Here is a 16,811-nt window from a genome sequence, read left to right as displayed (position 1 = left end):
CCCGGCGGCAATTCCAAGCGCCAGCCAGGGCGGCGCCCGTCGATACCGCCACCTCGCCTCCGCGACCGCGGCCAAGGGAGGGATCACCGGGATCGTCGGCAGAGAGGCGAGTCTGCTCGAGGACACGCTGCCGTCGCTGAAGCAGCGCAACGACTTCGTCAATGGGCTGCGCATCCGCCCGCACGATCAGGACCATTATGATCACACCGCTCTACCGCTCTCGTCCCGGCGGCTTCGACATCCAGCCGGCTTCCCAGCCGGCGGCAAGGCGCATCAACGACTTCGTCTATCTCTCCGAGGGGTTCTCGAACAGCTTCCTGGTGATCACCGGCGAGGGCCGCGTCGTCATCAACACCGGCATGGGTTTCGAGGCCCCCGTGCACAAGCGCAACTTCGACGCCGTGGACTCCGGCCCGATCCGCTACATCCTGCTCACCCAGGGCCACGTCGATCACGTCGGCGGCGTTGACTTCTTTCGCCAGCCCGGCACCGAAATCGTCGCCCAGGCGAACAACCGAATTCAACAAGCCGACAACGAACTGCTGGAGGCCTTCCGCATCGCGCGCAGCGCCTTCGCCTTCGAGGAGACGGTGGCGAAAGGGATACGCGAGGCCGTGAGAACGTGCGGCGGCGCAGTGCCAGCGCAGGCGCGGCCCACACCGACCATCACTTTCGACGATCGCTACGAGTTCGAGCTGGGCGGCCTTCGCTTCGAGCTGCTCGCAACGCCCGGCGGCGAGACCACCGATTCCCTGGTGGTCTGGCTGCCGCAACACCGCATCTGCTTCTGCGGCAACCTGTTCAGCGCGCTGTTCGGACACATTCCGAACCTGGTCACCATCCGCGGCGATCGCTACCGCGACGCGCTGCGCTTCATCGAATCCCTTGATCGGGTGCTGGCCCTCGAACCCGATCTGCTGCTCGTCGGTCATCACGATCCGGTCGCGGGTCGCGATACTATTCGCGCCGAGCTGTTGCGGCTGCGCGGCGCGGTGCAGTACGTCCACGACGAGACCGTCCGCGGCATGAACGCGGGCAAAGACGTCGACACGCTGATGCGTGAGATCACGCTGCCTTCGGAGATCGAGGTCGGTCACGGATATGGAGAAGTCTCCTGGTGCGTGCGCGCGGTCTGGGAGAACTACGCCGGATGGTTCCATCACCACTCGACCACCGAGCTCTACGCCGTACCCCCGTGGAGTGTGCACCCGGACCTCGTCGAACTGGCCGGTGGACCCGACGCCGTGGCGCAGCGCGCCAAAGAGAAGCTCGACGCCGGTGCGCCGTTAGAGGCGATCCACCTGGCGGAAGTGGCGTTGGCCGCGACACCGCGGCACCGCGGCGCACTGGAAGTGAGCTTGCGCGCCCACGAGCAACTCGAAGCCGCCAGCGAGAACTTCTGGCTGACCTCGTGGCTGCGCCGGCAGATCAAAAAGCTGCGCGCGGCTGTGGCAGGCGAGTCACGTTGATCACGGAGGGGAACGTGTCGTGGGTGATGGCTGCGTCGCTCATCTTCGGAACAGGGCCTCGTCCAGCCCGCTCAGGCTGATGATCGACTTGAGTGTGCCCACTGGAATCTCGCGCCGGTTGGGCACAGGAACCGTGGCGGTGTCACCGCCCAGCTTCATCCGGCGCTTGATCTCCCTAGCGCTGGCGGCTTCCAGCCACAGCTCCACCGCTTCCGCCAGCATGGCATACGCTTCCTTGCGGGTCTTGCCCTGGCTGGCAACGCCTAGTTCAGAGCAGGTGGAAACATACCAGGCTTTATCCTTCTGGATGACGGCGGTGAGGGACGGGAGTTCGATCACTTCGCCGTCCTTGTAGATCCAACCGATGTTCATATTCCGAATTCTCTGTGAATTCGTCGCCGACCGCAAGCTTCAAGACAGGTCCTTCGGGTCGACATGCTGCCGCCACCGTTTCAAACCGCGGCTTGTGCTCCACATTCTGGGCCGGCTGTGACACTGTACGGCATTGAAGGAAGGCGACAGAGAGAGATTGGCATGACGAACCGCCCCGACGACATTCGCATCAGCGATCTGGGCAATCCCATGCTCACGCCGGCGCAGAAGGCGGCGATCGAATTCGCGCGCCGGATTCCGGTGACGTTCGCGGAAGAGGCCGTGCTCGGAGAGGCGATGCGGCGCACTGGGCTCAGCGACTTCGGCGCCGATGACTTCCGCGAGCGGCTGCGCGTGCAACTGCAGAGCCTCGACGAGGATCCCTACGCGGGGCCGGTGGGTCGCCTGGGCGCGTTTGCTGACTGCGTGCGCTTCGCCGCGAACCGGCTGCGCCTGACGGATCTCCTCCGCCGCCACCCGGAGATTCTCGACGTCGAAGTCAAGCGGCCAATCATCATCGTCGGCCTGCCGCGCTCGGGGACTACGCACCTGCTCAACCTGATCTCCGCCGACTCACGCCTGCGCTCGCTGCCATATTGGGAGAGCCTGGAGCCGGTTCCGGTCCGCAGCGAAGGGCCCGGACCCGACGGCCTCGATCCGCGCTTCGTGCGCTGCCGCGAGAACTACGAGCGCGCCTACAGCCTGCTTCCGCTCCTCCGCAACATGCACGACATGCCGCCGGAGCACATTCACGAAGAGATCGAGCTGCAGGCGCTGGATTTCTCTAATTACGTCTGGGAGTGGATCGCCTACGTTCCACGGTGGCGCGACTACTATCTCTCCCATGACCAGACGCCGCATTACCACTACCTGAAAAAGGCGCTGCAAGCACTGCAGTGGCTGCGCGGGCCGGAGCGTTGGATCCTGAAGTCGCCCCAGCATCTGGAGCAGCTCGGCCCCCTGATCGCCACGTTCCCAGACGCCACCATCGCCTTCACCCACCGTGATCCGGTGTCCGTAATTGCCTCGACCGTGACCATGTGCGCTTACGGCAGCCGTCTGCGCTGCAAGCGGGTGGACCTGGCAATGATCGCTGACTACTGGATCGACCGCATCGAGCGCCTGCTGCGCGCCTGCGTGCGCGATCGCGAGCGCATCCCGGCGGCGCACAGCATCGATGTGCTCTTCCACGAATTCATGGCCGACGACGTTGTCATGGTGGAGCGGATTTACGAGCGCGCCGGCCTGGAGATGACAGCGGATGCCCGTCGAGTCCTCGACGACTTCATGGCGCGCAACCCGCGGGGCAAATTCGGCCGGGTCGTCTACGATCTCAAGGCTGATTTCGGGATCGATCCCGGCCAGTTGCGAAAACGCTTCGGCTTCTACTTCGAACGCTTTCCAATCCAAGCCGAGTGAGCAGAGGCGACAAGCGGTGGAGAAGTGCGTATGAGTAAACAGCGATTTCAGTTCGACTTCTCGGGCGCACGGGTATTGGTCACCGGCGGCTCGAACGGGATTGGCCTGGCGATTGCGCGGGCGTTCACCGCGGCCGGGGCGGGGGTTACTATCACCGGCACGCGCGCTGCGGTGGCGGACTACGAGCACGATCTTTCGGCGTTCGCCTACAGGCAGCTCGACGTTCGCGACGGCGAGGCCATTGCGGCACTGGCCGGGTCGCTGGCGGCCCTGGACGTGCTGGTGAACAACGCCGGCGCGAACTTCGCCGGCCTCCGCGACGGCCGCACGGAATGGACCCCCGAGGTGTTCGAGGATTCGGTGCGCATCAACCTGTTCGGTGCCTTTCGCCTGGCGCTCGCCTGCCAGCCGCTGCTGCGTGCCAGCCGCTTCGACGGCGGCGCCAGCGTGCTCAATATGGCGAGCATGTCCGCTTTCTTCGCCGTCCCGTTCGTCCCGGGCTACGGCGCCGCCAAGGCCGGCATAGTGCAAATGACCAAGAACCTGGCCGCGGCTTGGGCCGCCGATGCTATTCGGGTCAACGCCGTGGCGCCGGGTCAGATCGAGACCGAGATGACCGCACCGGTGAAAAGCATGCCGGAGTTGGAGAAGGCCCTAATCGAGCGGGCGCCGCTGCGGCGTTGGGGCACGCCCGACGACGTGGCGCCGGCCTTCCTCTTCCTCGCCAGTCCCGCGGCCCGCTTCGTGACCGGCCAGACTCTGTGCGTCGACGGCGGCTGGTCGATCGCGTAGCTCTAATCTGACAGAAGGAATTCACCACGAAGGTCACGAAGAGCACGAAGAAAGCGAGCCAAGCATGACTCTGGCATTGCCCCACAAACGTCATCGGAAATGAGGTCTGCTCTTGGGTCATGACCGCGCACTTCGGGTTTCCCCTTCGTGCCCTTCGTGTGCTTCGTGGTGAAGCGGTCTTGGCTTATCAAGGCTAACTCTGGGGAATTGGAGCACTCCATGAAACAGGTCACCATCGACGGGCCCAACGACGTCCGGTTCATCGACATCCCGAAGCCGGCGCCGGGTCCGAATGATGTCGTCGTCAAAGTCGCGGCCTGCGGCATCTGCGGCAGCGACCTCAGCTATGTCGCGATGGGGGGGCTGCCTCTGCCCACTGGTGGCCCGATGCCCATCGGGCACGAGCTCTCTGGTGTAATCGCGGCGGCGGGCGCAACCGTCAAGAGGGTTCGAGTCGGTCAGCGCGTCGTCGTTAACCCGGAAGCGGCGGGCAATCGGATTGGCAACGGCGGACCCGAAGGCGGATTCACGCCCTACCTGTTGGTACGCAATGTCGCCGAAGCTGACTGTGTCTACCCCCTACCCGATTCGCTGACCTTCCAGCAGGGCGCGCTGGTGGAGCCGCTCGCCGTCGCCATGCACGCCGTCAACCAGTGCGCCGCCAGGGCGGATGACAAAGTGGTCGTGTTCGGCGCCGGCCCCATTGGCCTCGGAGTGATCGCCTGCCTGCGCTACCGCGGGGTGAGAGACATAGTCGCTGTCGACCTCTCTGACACGCGGCTCGCCATTGCTCGGCAGCTCGGCGCGGGCGCGGTGTGCAACGCCGCTCACGGCGATCCCTGGGAAGTGATTCTAACTCGCCACGGGCGGGAGCTGGTGCACGGAGTGATGCCCGCGGTGGGGACCGACGTCTACATCGACGCCTCGGGCGCCGCGCCGGTCGTGCGCGAGATCTTCGACCACGCCAAGTTCGGTGCCCGCATGGTGGTGGTGGCGATGCACAAGCAGGAAGTGGCGCTGCCGTTCTTCCACGTCATGGCGAAGGAGCTGACGATCAAGGGTGCGATGGCGTACCCGACCGAGTTTCCGGCTGTAATCGAGATGCTGGCATCGGGAGCCGTGGAGGTATCGCCCATGATCACGCACCAATTTGACTTCGCCGATTTCAACGACGCCCTGGCCGCCGCGCAAAAGCCCGAGGTGGCGGCGAAGGTGATGGTGAATTTCCTCGAGTAGAGAGCCCCGTGAGCCGCTGGGCCGCGGAGACTACGACGCCGCGGTGGCGGCGATATCGCCCGCCGACGCGTATTCCATGCAGGCGCGATCGAGCAGGCGGACCACTTCGTCGTCAGTGGTCTGGCGGAAATCGTCGTAGAACTGGCCGACAGCAGAGAAGAACGCGGGCACGCTCAAACAAATCAGATCATCGACTTCCTCGCGCAACGACTCGATGGTTTCCGGCGGTGCCACCGGTACGGCCAGCACCAAGCGCTGAGGCGCGGCCCGGCGCACGCCGCGCAAGGCGGCGCGCATCGAGCCGCCGGTGGCGATCCCGTCGTCAACGACGATGGCAGTTCGGCCCGCCAGCGCTATCGGCGGGCGGCCGCCGCGGTACAGGCGCTGGCGCCGGTTGATCTCTTCCAGCTCGCGTTCCACCGTGCGGCGCAAGTAGGCCTCGCTCACGCTCAGCATTCGCACCATGTCCTCGTTGAGCACCCGTTGCGGATGGTCGCCGTCGGCGATGGCGCCAATGCCCAACTCCGGTTGGCCGGGCGCTCCGAGCTTGCGCACCACGATCACATCGAGTGGTGCGGCCAAGGCGCGCGCCACCTCGTAGGCCACCGGCACGCCGCCGCGCGGCAGCGCCAGTACCACTGGGTGCTGTGCCCGGTACTTGGTCAGCGCCGCAGCTAGCCGCCGGCCCGCGTCTTGCCGGTCCTTGAAAGTGATCACCGCTTCGCGTCCCCAGCTCATTGCACCGCGTCATCCGCCATTGCCGCCCCGGCTCACGGGCGCAACCATCGCCCGGCCGCGCTCATAGGGGCCGGCCGGTGTTGGTCGGTGTAGGCATTGGCTGCGAGCGTTCTGGTCAGGTGGCTCAGCAACCACTGCGTTGCCAAGCGTACCACTTCATCGAGCGTACCCGGCTCCTCGAAAAGATGCGTGGCTCCCGGGACGATTTCCAAGTCCTTCTCGCAGGCGAGCTGCGCATGCGCCTCTTCGTTCAGCCCGATCACGACGTGATCCTCGCCACCGACGATGAGCAGCGTCGGCGCGCGCACCCGCGCCAGCGCCGTCGCTGCCAGATCCGGACGGCCGCCGCGGGAGACCACCGCACGAATCGCCGTATCATCCGCGGCGGCAATCAACGCCGCGGCGGCGCCGGTGCTGGCACCGAAATACCCGATCGGCAACCCGCGGGTCTGGGTATCGTGACGCACCCACTCGGTGGCAGCCCGCAGCCGCTCGGCCAGCAGTACGACATCAAACACCTTGGCGCGGTTGGCGGCCTCGTTCTCGGTAAGCAAGTCGAACAGCAGGGTGCCAATGTGGGCGGTGTGGAGGGCGCTGGCGACGTATGCATTGCGTGGACTGAGCCGGCCGCTGCCACTGCCATGCGCAAACACCACCATCCCAATCGCCGGCTGTGGCACGCCCAGCAGCCCGTCCAGTTTGACCGAATCAGCTACTACCTGGATCAGCCGTGTATCCATCGACGGACCTTTCTTCCCAGCACAGCTACAACTTTCATCGAGCTGAAACTGATACGCAGCAAGCCGCTCGCCAAGGCAGGCGCATTGTGCCGCCGAAGCCATCCGCTGGCGGCCGCGGCTAACCGGCGCTTCGGCTCGCAAGTTCCGGAATCGCCAGTCGCAGCCATGCGCAGCCAGGCGGCCGCGGCGCCGCGGCGGTAGCGTCCGACCGCTGGTCTGCGCCAGCTCACAGCACTTGCAGGGCGGTGACCACGATTCTGCCGCCACCGTTCATTACTCGACAGGTCGCGGTGCTCCGGTGCCACTTACCGCCGTGCCGGAGATGCCGCAGCGCGTGGCATGCTCCTTGGACCGGCTTTCGTCCCGCAGGGGAGCGGAAGTCATTATGATGGGTGTTGAAGCTGTCCACGTCTTGCCCCAGCCCACTTCGCTCAACCAGGTGGTGCTGGATCTGATCGACCTGTACCAGCCGGCATTTGCGCAAAAGCGGCTGGCCTCGGGGCTGGATCTGGACCCGGCCTTACCGTTGGCCTGGATTGACGCACCGCAACTCGAGCGCGGCTTGGCCAGCCTGCTGCGCAACTCGGTGAGGTCCACCCGTGACGGCGGCCTGGTGTTCTGCCGCACCACGGCTGACGGCGAGTGGCTGGAGCTGACGATCGGCGACAGCGGTCCGCGCATGAGCGCCGAGCAGGCGGAGGGCCTGTTCTCCCCGCCGGGCCGCGCCGATGCGGCGGCGGCCACGGACAACAGCGCTCCCGGTTTCGACGTTTCGCGGGCGATCATCGCCGCCCACGGCGGCGAGATCCGTTTCGACACCAGCCGTGACAACGGGGCCTGGTTCGTGGTTCGGCTGCCCGTGCTGGCGTTGGAGAACGCGCGGCTGGTGGCCGAACTGGAACGCGGCAGCCGCCTGACCTACGAGTTGCTTGCCACCCTCTCCTACGAACTGCGCACTCCGCTCAACGTGATCGTCGGCTACACCGACCTCCTGCTCGATGGCGCATTTGGCCATCTCGGCGATGGCCAGATCGACGCCCTGCGCCGCATTGATCAGGCGGCGCGTGACTTGCTGGCACTGATCAACGGCAGCCTCGACCCGAACCGCCACAAGAGCCACGGCGCACCCGCCTTGACCGACGCGCTGAGCGCCGAGCAACTCGTCTTGCGCAACGCTCAACCCGCCGGCTTGGCGTCGCTGGCACACGAGAACGGCCGTTTGATAGAAGCACTACGCCAGGTCAAGCGGGCGGAATGCGAATTCGTCACCACCATTTCGCACCAGCTGCGCGTACCGCTTACCGCTTTGATCGGGTACACGGACTTGTTGCTGGATGAAGAGTTTGGCCCGCTTTCCCTCGAGCAAGCGGGGGTACTGCAACGAGTGCGCCGCAGTTCGCTGCATCTGCTGGAGGCGCTCAGCAGCAACCTCTACGCCAGCCAGCGCGATCACTAACAGCTTGCCTAGTAGCCTTGGCGCTTTCAACGCGTAGATGAGTCCAGGCTGCGCCAGCGGATACCGCCTCAGCCGCGGCGCGATTACGGCATCCCCTTGCGGCGCAGGATCATCAGCTTGAAGGCGCTGCGGCGCTCTCCCATGAACTCGGCGATGCCGCGGCGGATGTCGGCGCGCACCGGTCCGCCGCTGCCCGGCCGCTTGCCCCACGTCCACCCCGTCTGACGCCAGAGCCGCTCCGGGCCGACCCCGACAAGCGCCAGCATCCATCCCAGAGCACGATAGCGCAGGATCTCATTGGCGGCGTGGCGATCGAACCGGACGCCGCTGCGCCGGGCCAATTCGCCTTGACCGCCGTAGAAGTCGACCGCCAAGCCGGCATCCTCGGCGGCGCCGCCGACCACGGAGAAATCCACCATGAAAGTGATGTCGTCCAACCCCGGGGCGCGATAGACCGTGGCATTCGATCGCGGCGGCCCGGCGAACATCCGCCGCGCGTCCGGCTTGGTGAGGTGAAACGAGCGGGTATCGCCGTAGTCGATCCACAGCTCCTCGCCCTGGTCATACAAGCGCGCCGCATTGCGGATCAACGTCTCGATCGCCGGACAGGCGAAGTAGGGTGGAAACCTGCCGGGCCTGAAGAACTCCGGGTAATGACGCCGCAGGAAGGGCCGCAAGCCCGGTACCGCCGTGACCGGCAGTAACACCTCGTGAAAAGAGACCTGCCAGCGCAGGCGGGCGTCGCCGAGAGCCTGCGCCAGACCGGCGCGCAAAAGCGCACGATCGTCCGGTCGCAACCCCGGCACCGTTTCGAGCCTGCCGCTCTGCGCGCGCCGGCCACGGTGCAACGTCGGAACGACGAAGACCACACCCGGCTGCCCGTCCGCTTGGGGCACGACTTTGTGATGCGCCAGGCAATCGAGCACTTCGTTGGCCAGCACCAAACCGTAGTCGGCCAGCGGCGTGCCACGCGCCGCCCGCTGGCTGAGGTCGGCCTGCGTCCACGTCACCTGCCCGGCCAGCGGCCCGAGATGTTTGCGCTGGCGGATGATCAAGGCCGGGCTGCGCTCGATAATCCGATAGCGCAGCAGCCGAGCGAACTGCGCCCACCTGCCTTTGTTGGCATCGCGCTGGCGGCGCACCTGATCCGCTGCCGCCACCAGCACGTCGAGACACAGTTGACCGTTGCCGGCGCCGATCTCACAAATCTCGAAGCTCTGCGGCTGCCCGTAGCGGCGCCACAAGCGATAGCCGTACCCAGCCAGCATCCGGCCGAACATCGGCGACAGCGCCAGGGGAAAGGTGTCGTAGTGGCCGCCCTCGCCGAAACGCACGATGCCGGTGCTGTAATAGCCCCAGTCCGGATGAAAAAGGGCATCGTCGACGAAATCCCGGTACGACGGGAACAGGCGCGCGAGGCGCCGGGCTTCTGGCGGCGACACTAACGCGAGGGGAATGGATTTCATCTGAATGATTCGACAAGCCGCTAGGGTTAAGGCCAAGCCCGCAATCCTCTACGCACTGAAAGAGCAGCTGACGGCGGCACTGCCCCAGCTCCGGCCGCGCCACTCAACGCGGCACGTCGGGCAACCAGCTGGCCGGCTGCTGCGCAAACAGCGTCTTCACATCCCAGTAATCACGCCACAAGGTCAGCTGGCCGTCACGGAACTTGAAAACGGCGGCCACCGGCAGCGTGGCGCGCTCGCCGGTGCGATTCCACCACACCTCGGTTCGTTCCATCATCACCGTGTCGCCGGCTTCGAGCATCTCATGAATGGTAACCGGGCAGCGTTCGAGCGCGCCCAGCCCCATCTCCAGTTTGGCGCGAATCGCCTCGGGCCCAACGACAGTGGCGGCCGGGATAGGGACATCCTCGTACACACAGTCGGCGGCGCAATGGCCGGCCACGGCGGCGAAATCCAGCCGCTCCAAATCGGCAAACAGCTGCCGTAAACGATCGGTGTTGTGACTCATTGTCGGCTCCTAGAATCCGATTCGGCGCATGACCGCGCGCGGCAGCAGCCGGATGACCAGCATCACCCATCGCCACGCGGCCGGGACAAAGACCTCCGGCCAGCCGCGGTCAATGGCCGTGAGCACGGCGCGCGCCACCTCGTCGGGCTCACCGGCAAACGGCGGCGGCTTGAGGCCCACGGTCATGCCGGTCTTGACGAAGCCTGGCTTCACCAGCACGACCCGTAGCCCCTGCGCGCGAAACTTGTGATCGAGGCCATTGAGGTAGTGCGACAGACCCGCTTTGGCGGCGCCGTAAAGGATCACCGGCTTGCGCGCGCGCTCGCCCGCCACCGAGCTGAATACGCACAGCGTGCCGCCGCCCTTGGCCAGCAGGCGGGCGCGGGCTTCTTCGCAGAAATGCACGGTGTTGATGAAGTCGGCGGTCAATACCCGATCGCGCAGGGCCGCGTCCTGCTCCAACGCTTCTTGGGCGGCGAACAAGCCGGCAGTGACGACGACGGTGTCGAAGCCGTTGAGCGCAGCGGCGGCGTGATCGAGCGCCGGCGCGAACGACTGGGGCTCCAGCAGGTCGCAGACCACGGTGCCGACCTCGCCGCTGGCACCGTGGAGACGGAGGTCCTGCGCACTGCGGGCGAGATCGTCGCCGTCGCGGCCGAGCAGACAGAGCGCATCGCCACGCTGCGCCATCAGGCGCGCGAGTGCGCGCCCCATCCCTTTGGTGGCACCGAAGAAGACGACTTTCACGGGCGGCCTCCCAGGAGGCGTACGGATTGCGCACTGCGCAGGCGGCCTTCGGGATCCCATTTGCGGCGAACGGCATGGAACGTATCCAGGCGCGGCTCCATCGCCCGGAAATGCTCGGCGCGCGTGAAGGCGTCCTTGGTGAGATAGATGCGGCCGCCTTCGGCGACAACGAACTCGTTGAGGGCATCGACCAGGGCTTGTGTCTCGCGGCTCACCGGCAAATCGAGCGCGTAGGAGACGCCGGGCTTGGGAAACGACAGCATCCCTTTGCCCTGCGGGCCGCAATCCTTGATGACGCACAAGAACACCGGGGCGCGGTGCGACTGCAAGAGGTCCAAGAAGCGGCGCTGGCGCGCGGGATCGTCGGTCGGGAGCACGGCTTGATACTGCGTTAACCCGCGCTCGCCGTACACCCGGTTCCACTCGCGGACGACATCAAGAGGGTAGAAAAACGTCTCCGGGCTGACAATGCCGGTGCGAACGCGGGCGCCGTGCTTGGCGTGGTAGAGGCGGTTGAACAGCTGCACCATCCACGACTGCAAGAACCAGCTCGGAAACACCGGCGGAAGCGCAATCGGGCTGTGGAAGCGAGGCGGTGCGGCCGGGGCTTCGGCAGGCTCGGCCCAGCGCCCGCTCGTGATCACACCCCGTCCGGCTCCAGGACCACGGGTGAGGAAGTCGGCCCAACACACGGTCATCGGAAAGCGCCGCCCGGCCTGGCGCAGGCGCTCGATGGTGGCATCGAAGTCCGCGGTGCGCTCGCTCTCCTGCCAGATCCACGGCGATGGGATACGACGAAGGCGGAACTCGACTTCCAAAATGTGACCGGTCAGCCCCATGCCCCCGAGCGTGGCGCGGAACAACTCCGGCTCGTGGGCCTCGGCGCACTCGATGATCTGGCCGTCGGCTACGCGCAGCTTGAGCGCGGTGACATGCTCACCGAAGCAGCCGTCGACGTGGTGGCTCTTGCCATGAACGTCGGAGGCCACCATGCCGCCAAGGGTGACGTAGTGGGTGCCGGGCGTTACCGGCGTGAACCAGCCGCGCAGGAGGAAAAGCCGATTCAAGCGCCACAACGGAAAGCCGGCCTCGGCGCGCACGATGCCGGTGGCCGGATCGAAGGCAATCAAGCGGTCCGCCAGCACCGAAGTCGAAACCACGTCTTGCGCTGATGCCGGCAACGACGAATCGCCGTACGAACGGCCGAGGCCGCGGCTGAGCGCCGCGCTCTCGGTACTCTGCTCCAAGTCTTCCGACAGCCGTTCATGCCCATGCACCACGGGGTAATGGCCCCAACCGCTGAGCTCGGTGAGCGGCAGCTCTGGCACGGCGGCAGGGTGGGGCCGGGTTTGACGAACGCTCTGCCTGCTAGCCTCGCGAATCTGGGTAACCGTCGCACTCATGGCCCCTCTAGATAGCTGACAACCATGGTGCCGGTCCACCGGCATTTGCGCTGCCGGCACTTGCCGCCCGCCGGGCCGCGGTTGCGCGCGGGGGGACGCTCGGGTATACAACGCCGGCAGTCGAGACGGGAAGCCGCGCAGTTGATCAGGCGGCCGGAGGTTCTGGCCCCGGCCGAGTTGCAGTACCCTCAGGGTCCCAGACCAATCAGCACCTTCCCCACGAGACGAGTTCGACCAAAGAAGGAGGAAAGGTGCATGGCACACGGAACCGTGAAGTGGTTCAACCCCGAGAAGGGTTACGGCTTCATCCACACCGACAACGGCGAAGATGTCTTCGTTCACTACTCGGCGATCGCGGGTGATGGTTTTCGTAGCCTCGAGGCCGGGCAGGCCGTCGAGTTCGAGATCACCCCGGGTCGCAAGGGCCCGCAAGCGAGCAACGTCACCAAGGCGTAAGCACGCGCCATTGAACTTGCCATAATCACAACGCCCCGCCGGGCTTCTCGGCGGGGCGTTGTCGTTTCTGCCAGGCGCGCTCACCCGGCTGCGCTGGTGCGCGTCGCCGTCTGCGTAGCGGTCGGTACCCGCGTACGGGTCGGCGTGCGCGTAGCGGTCGGCACCCGGGTGCCCGTCGGCGAGCGTGTCGTTGTGGTCGTCGGTGTGACCGACGGCACCCGCGTGTCGGTCGGTGTCCGCGTTGGCGTCCGCGTGGCTGTGCTCGTCGGCGTGGCCGTTGGTACCCGCGTGTTGGTCTGCGACGGCGTGGGCGAGGTGGTAATGGTCGCGCTCGCCGTTGGTGTGCGCGAGGGGGTGCGCGTTGCCGTGGCGGTCGGCGATGGTGTCGCTGTGGCCGTATCCGCCCGCGTGCGGGTCATAGTCGCGCTGGGTGTTTCGGTGCGGGTGAAGGTCGCAGTTCGTGTCACCGTGGGTATCCGGGTGAAGGTCGGCGATGGGCTCGCGGTTGGAACCCGCGTGCGGGTGAGGGTCGGAGTTGGGGTATAGGTGCGGGTGAAGGTCACGGTCGGCGTTAGCGTCGGCAATCGCGTGATCGTGGGCGAAGGGGTCGCGGTCGGTACCAGGGTACGGGTTGGCGTTGGCGAGGGGACCGGCGTCCACGTGCGCGTGGGCGTGGCCGTGGCGGTCGGCGTCGGCGACAGCGACGGGGTGCGGGTTGACGACCGCGTCGGCGTCACAGTTCGTGTATTGGTCGGCGAAGGGGTGCGCGTCGGAACCGGCGTGTACGACGGCGTTTTGGTCGCAGTTGCGGTTGCCGTTCTGGTGGCCGTTGCCGTCGGGGTGGCGGTACGGGTCATGGTCGCGGTGGAGGTTTCGGTGGGCGTACGCGTTGGCGGTCGGGTGTTAGTTGTTGTTGCCGTGCGCGTGCCGGTATTGGTTGGCGAAGCGGTGGCGGTGGCACTGGGGGTGCGTGTGGCCGAGGCCGTGCGCGTATGCGACGGAGTCGGGGTACCGGTAATCGAGGGCGTGGCAGTCGGTGACGCCGTGCACGTAAACGTGGGCGATGGCGTGCGCGACGGCGTCGGCGTGCGCGTTGGTGACGGGGTTAGTGTGGGGGTTGGCGTGCGCGTCTCGGTCGGCGTCGACGAGGCCGTAGCGGTGCGGGTCGGGGTGCGCGTGCGGGTGAACGTCAGCGTGAACGTCGGTGTTCTCGTGGCGGTCCCCGTCGGCGTGTTGCTTGGGGTTCGTGTCGGCGGGCGCGTGGCCGTCGGCGTCGGGGTCACCGTCGGGGTGCGCGTAGAGGTGGGAATGCCCAGGCCGGTTCCGCGCAGTGAGAACGACGCAATCACGTTGCCTGCGGTTCCGTACACCGTAGCAACCGCCGTGAGGTTGCCGGCCACCGCCGGCGTGAAGGTGAAGACCAGGTGCAGCGCCTGACCGTCAGCCAGTTGGACTGGTAGCGGTGCAGCTTGGCCTGGCGCCGGGTCAGTACACGTGGTTTGAAACGAGGCGACCGAGAAGCTGCTGCTCATGCCGCTCAAGGCGATTGCCGCAATCGTTCCCGGCAAGCCGCAGGCATCGCCAAGGTAAACCTCCGCGCTCAAGGTGCTCGACTGGTTGATGATCGTGGCCGGAAAATAAATGGTCTGTATCGGCTTGGGCGTAGGCGATGGCGTTGGGGTGGGTGCGATCGGTGCCATCGCGATGGCTGAAACGTAGACGTCCTCGACCTGGTTCTTATCGACGTTCCAGTAGCCCTCAGCGCTGGTGAGCACCAGCAACCGGCCGTCGTCGGCGAGGTCTTCGAGCAAGCTCGGTCGGGTGGGCTGCGGTCCGGCGCTGTACAGGCTGGCGCGCTCGATCAGGCCCGTCGCCAGGTTGGCGACGAAGACGTCGCGCACGCCGTTGGTGTCGCCGCCGAACCAGTTGGTTGCATCCGACTCGAAGGCCACGAACGCTCCACTGGCTGAAATCTCGGCCGCCGGGCTGACCCCGTTCGGTTCCGCCAGACTCAGCGGCAGCAACCGCATCAGGGTATCGGCGCAGCGATCACGAACGAAGACATCGGGCTTGCCGTTGCTATCACCATCGGCCAAGACGGTGCTCTCCGACACGAAGGCGGCGCGGCAGCCATCGGCGCTCACGGTGGCGCCGTAACTGCGGCCACCCGCCGGCGTCCCATCCAGTGCCAGGCTGAGTACTTCGATGTTCCCCGAAGGCAAGTCTACCGCGAACACATCGGCCAGCGGGTTGGTATCGCCGTCGAGCAAGGCGTCGCTGGTGAACACCAGCGTGTTACCTGCGCCGTCGAAGGCACGCCCCTTGAGCAGGTGCTTACGCGGTGCAGCCGCCGGCGCCAACAAGTACAAGTTGGAGGCGAGGACGCGGTTGCCCACGGCTGCCGTCTCTGCAACGAAGCCACACTGGTCGCCGAACAGGCTGGCGTCACCGATCAGCACGATGTCGCCAGCCAGGCCGCCGGCAGACAACTGCTGCGCCAGTGCCAGGCACGAGCCGCCGCCGTTGCTAGCCAGGCAGCGCGGCGCGCCTGCCGCCGGCCACGAGCCCGAGCCGTTGACCGTTTGCACTGAGGCGGCATTGGCCAGAGCCAAGCTGGTCACGGCCTCCGGGCTCTGTGTTAGCGGGTCTGCGACGATGGCATTGGTAGGCAGCGAGCCGCAGCCGTTGGTGTGCAAGCGATCGCGGTTGACCCGCACGCGCGTGTCGAGGCGGGCGAGCAAGTCGTTGGTCGTTGACGCGCCCGCGCCGCCGTACTCGCCCAATACGACCAGCCGGCCGCCACCGGCGACAAACGTTCGCAAAGCACCAACCTGAGTGCTGCTGAAGAAGTTCGCCGGCGTATCGTCGAGAGCGCCCGGTGAGACGATGAAGACGACGCGGAAGTCGCTCAAGTCGCTCGGGAAGGTCGTGGTCTCAGTGACCTCGGCACCGAGCAACTGGAGGCGGTCGGTAAGGGCGCTAAAGGAGTCGGCCTCGGGAATGAGGCCCGCGTTGCCCCGGTACAGCAGTACGCCGGCCGGCAGCACCGGCGCTGGGCTGACGGCAGCAATGCTCGTGGTGCGGCCCAGGCAGCGGTCACGCACGAAGAGGTGCATTCCCCCAGTCGGCGGCTCGCTGGTCAGATCGGTAGCTTCCGAAATGAAGGCAACCAGGCAGCCGTCGGCACTGACTACCGGATCGAAACTGCGGCGGTTGCCCGCCTGACCCGCGAGTGTGACTGAGATGAGTGCGGTTGTTCCCGCGCAGCGATCCCGCGCATAGATGTCTGGCCGCTCGTTGCTGTCGGTGGCCGTGTCGTCGAGGTTGTTGGCTGCCGACTCGAATACCACCACGCAGCCGTCATCGCTGATAGCCGGGTTGGTGCTGGCCCCGTTGGCCTGGCGCAGTGCCGGTCCCAGACTGACGCGCTCGGTCAGCCCGGCACAGCGGTCACGCAGGTAGATGTCGCTGACGCGGTTGGAATCGTCGCTGGAATTGGCCGTCAAGGCCGAGCGCGTGGCAAAGGCGACCATGCAGCCGTTGGCGCTGGCAGCGGCGCCCGGGCCGCTGCCGTTGCCCGCCGGCAGTTCTTGGGAGTTGACTCCAATGCTTGGGCTGTCCGCCACCAGCGCCTTGGCGCGGGTGGGAGCCCAGCCGCCGCAGGCCACCAAGACGACGGCCAGCACCAGCCAGACCCTTGCCGGCCATCGCAACCCAACCATAGTACTTGCCCACCTCATCAGTTCTTGCAGACCACCGCGACCGCGCCCGCCATCTTCTCGGTTTCGTTGTCAATTGGCAATTACTTGTACCAGGCCGCACCGGGGGTGTTCAACGCAGTCCGGCGCTTCCGGTGCCGCTTCCGGTGGGGTGCGCGACAAATTTGTGGGTAACGTGGTTCGGTGTTATGGCCGTCATTCCCGCGAAAGCGGGCCGTCATTCCCGCGAAAGCGGGAATCCAGTTTGGCGTTTGGCGCTATGGACAAGCAGTTCTGCGTTTACATCCTGG

General features: G+C 66.2%; 13 protein-coding genes and 1 pseudogene. 6 read left to right on the top strand and 8 right to left on the bottom strand.

Annotation, left to right across the window (positions count from 1 at the left end):
- The first annotated feature begins 197 nt into the window (after window positions 1-197).
- Window positions 198-1,469 carry an MBL fold metallo-hydrolase gene (locus HY699_19575; GenBank protein MBI4518009.1) on the top strand — a complete coding sequence of 424 codons (1,272 nt, stop codon included), beginning with the start codon at window positions 198-200 and terminating at the stop codon, window positions 1,467-1,469.
- A gap of 159 nt (window positions 1,470-1,628) precedes the next feature.
- On the opposite strand, the pseudogene HY699_19570 reads toward HY699_19575, so the two are convergent.
- A pseudogene (locus HY699_19570) lies at window positions 1,629-1,841 on the bottom strand (type II toxin-antitoxin system HicB family antitoxin).
- A gap of 162 nt (window positions 1,842-2,003) precedes the next feature.
- Between HY699_19570 and HY699_19565 the strand changes: the two are divergent.
- The 3 genes from HY699_19565 (at window position 2,004) to HY699_19555 (ending at window position 5,288) form a co-directional block, all read left to right on the top strand.
- Window positions 2,004-3,260, top strand: a complete 1,257-nt coding sequence (locus HY699_19565) for a sulfotransferase (protein MBI4518008.1) — start codon at window positions 2,004-2,006, stop codon at window positions 3,258-3,260.
- Between the two features lie 30 nt (window positions 3,261-3,290).
- Window positions 3,291-4,052 (top strand): SDR family oxidoreductase, encoded by a 762-nt coding sequence (locus tag HY699_19560; GenBank protein MBI4518007.1) that lies wholly within the window; start codon window positions 3,291-3,293, stop codon window positions 4,050-4,052.
- A gap of 219 nt (window positions 4,053-4,271) precedes the next feature.
- Window positions 4,272-5,288 (top strand): zinc-binding dehydrogenase, encoded by a 1,017-nt coding sequence (locus HY699_19555; protein MBI4518006.1) that lies wholly within the window; start codon window positions 4,272-4,274, stop codon window positions 5,286-5,288.
- Window positions 5,289-5,318: 30 nt separating this feature from the next.
- Here the strand turns inward: HY699_19555 and HY699_19550 are convergent, their stop codons facing one another.
- Both HY699_19550 and HY699_19545 read right to left on the bottom strand, forming a co-directional pair.
- Entirely contained in the window at window positions 5,319-6,002 is a 684-nt protein-coding gene (locus tag HY699_19550) for a phosphoribosyltransferase (GenBank protein ID MBI4518005.1), read from the bottom strand.
- Between the two features lie 56 nt (window positions 6,003-6,058).
- On the bottom strand, window positions 6,059-6,868 hold the full coding sequence (locus HY699_19545; GenBank protein ID MBI4518004.1) for a dienelactone hydrolase family protein: 810 nt from the start codon (window positions 6,866-6,868) through the stop codon (window positions 6,059-6,061).
- 283 nt (window positions 6,869-7,151) lie between these two features.
- On the opposite strand from HY699_19545, the gene HY699_19540 reads away from it, so the two are divergent.
- Window positions 7,152-8,222 (top strand): hypothetical protein, encoded by a 1,071-nt coding sequence (locus HY699_19540; GenBank protein MBI4518003.1) that lies wholly within the window; start codon window positions 7,152-7,154, stop codon window positions 8,220-8,222.
- Between the two features lie 83 nt (window positions 8,223-8,305).
- Here HY699_19540 and HY699_19535 read toward each other — a convergent pair whose 3' ends face one another.
- The 4 genes from HY699_19535 to HY699_19520 all read right to left on the bottom strand — a co-directional run bounded on the left by HY699_19535 (window position 8,306) and on the right by HY699_19520 (window position 12,346).
- Window positions 8,306-9,688 (bottom strand): SAM-dependent methyltransferase, encoded by a 1,383-nt coding sequence (locus HY699_19535; GenBank protein MBI4518002.1) that lies wholly within the window; start codon window positions 9,686-9,688, stop codon window positions 8,306-8,308.
- 103 nt (window positions 9,689-9,791) lie between these two features.
- The gene (locus HY699_19530; GenBank protein MBI4518001.1) at window positions 9,792-10,196 is read right to left on the bottom strand and encodes a nuclear transport factor 2 family protein; all 405 of its coding nucleotides are present in this window, start codon (window positions 10,194-10,196) and stop codon (window positions 9,792-9,794) included.
- Window positions 10,197-10,205: 9 nt separating this feature from the next.
- Entirely contained in the window at window positions 10,206-10,943 is a 738-nt protein-coding gene (locus HY699_19525; GenBank protein ID MBI4518000.1) for an SDR family NAD(P)-dependent oxidoreductase, read from the bottom strand.
- Entirely contained in the window at window positions 10,940-12,346 is a 1,407-nt protein-coding gene (locus tag HY699_19520; GenBank protein ID MBI4517999.1) for an FAD-binding oxidoreductase, read from the bottom strand. The genes HY699_19525 and HY699_19520 overlap by 4 nt, the downstream gene beginning before the upstream one ends.
- Before the next feature lie 255 nt (window positions 12,347-12,601).
- On the opposite strand from HY699_19520, the gene HY699_19515 reads away from it, so the two are divergent.
- Entirely contained in the window at window positions 12,602-12,802 is a 201-nt protein-coding gene (locus HY699_19515; protein MBI4517998.1) for a cold-shock protein, read from the top strand.
- An 80-nt stretch (window positions 12,803-12,882) separates the two neighbouring features.
- Here the strand turns inward: HY699_19515 and HY699_19510 are convergent, their stop codons facing one another.
- Window positions 12,883-16,524: a hypothetical protein gene (locus tag HY699_19510; GenBank protein ID MBI4517997.1), complete on the bottom strand. Its 3,642-nt coding sequence runs from the start codon at window positions 16,522-16,524 to the stop codon at window positions 12,883-12,885.
- Window positions 16,525-16,811: the final 287 nt, after the last annotated feature.

This window comes from Deltaproteobacteria bacterium (assembly GCA_016210005.1).
Taxonomy (GTDB): domain Bacteria; phylum Desulfobacterota; class Binatia; order HRBIN30; family JACQVA1; genus JACQVA1.
Note: the sequence above shows the minus strand (reverse complement) of the source record. Positions and strands in the feature narration are given on the sequence as shown.

What these genes read in the sequence shown, in the direction of transcription:
- HY699_19575 (MBI4518009.1), top strand. Translation starts at nt 198, where the DNA reads ATGATCACACCGCTCTACCGCTCTCGTCCCGGCGGCTTCGACATCCAG.
- HY699_19565 (MBI4518008.1), top strand. Translation starts at nt 2,004, where the DNA reads ATGACGAACCGCCCCGACGACATTCGCATCAGCGATCTGGGCAATCCC.
- HY699_19560 (MBI4518007.1), top strand. Translation starts at nt 3,291, where the DNA reads ATGAGTAAACAGCGATTTCAGTTCGACTTCTCGGGCGCACGGGTATTG.
- HY699_19555 (MBI4518006.1), top strand. Translation starts at nt 4,272, where the DNA reads ATGAAACAGGTCACCATCGACGGGCCCAACGACGTCCGGTTCATCGAC.
- HY699_19545 (MBI4518004.1), bottom strand. Translation starts at nt 6,868, where the DNA reads ATGGCTTCGGCGGCACAATGCGCCTGCCTTGGCGAGCGGCTTGCTGCG.
- HY699_19540 (MBI4518003.1), top strand. Translation starts at nt 7,152, where the DNA reads ATGATGGGTGTTGAAGCTGTCCACGTCTTGCCCCAGCCCACTTCGCTC.
- HY699_19535 (MBI4518002.1), bottom strand. Translation starts at nt 9,688, where the DNA reads ATGAAATCCATTCCCCTCGCGTTAGTGTCGCCGCCAGAAGCCCGGCGC.
- HY699_19530 (MBI4518001.1), bottom strand. Translation starts at nt 10,196, where the DNA reads ATGAGTCACAACACCGATCGTTTACGGCAGCTGTTTGCCGATTTGGAG.
- HY699_19520 (MBI4517999.1), bottom strand. Translation starts at nt 12,346, where the DNA reads ATGAGTGCGACGGTTACCCAGATTCGCGAGGCTAGCAGGCAGAGCGTT.
- HY699_19515 (MBI4517998.1), top strand. Translation starts at nt 12,602, where the DNA reads ATGGCACACGGAACCGTGAAGTGGTTCAACCCCGAGAAGGGTTACGGC.
- HY699_19510 (MBI4517997.1), bottom strand. Translation starts at nt 16,524, where the DNA reads ATGGTTGGGTTGCGATGGCCGGCAAGGGTCTGGCTGGTGCTGGCCGTC.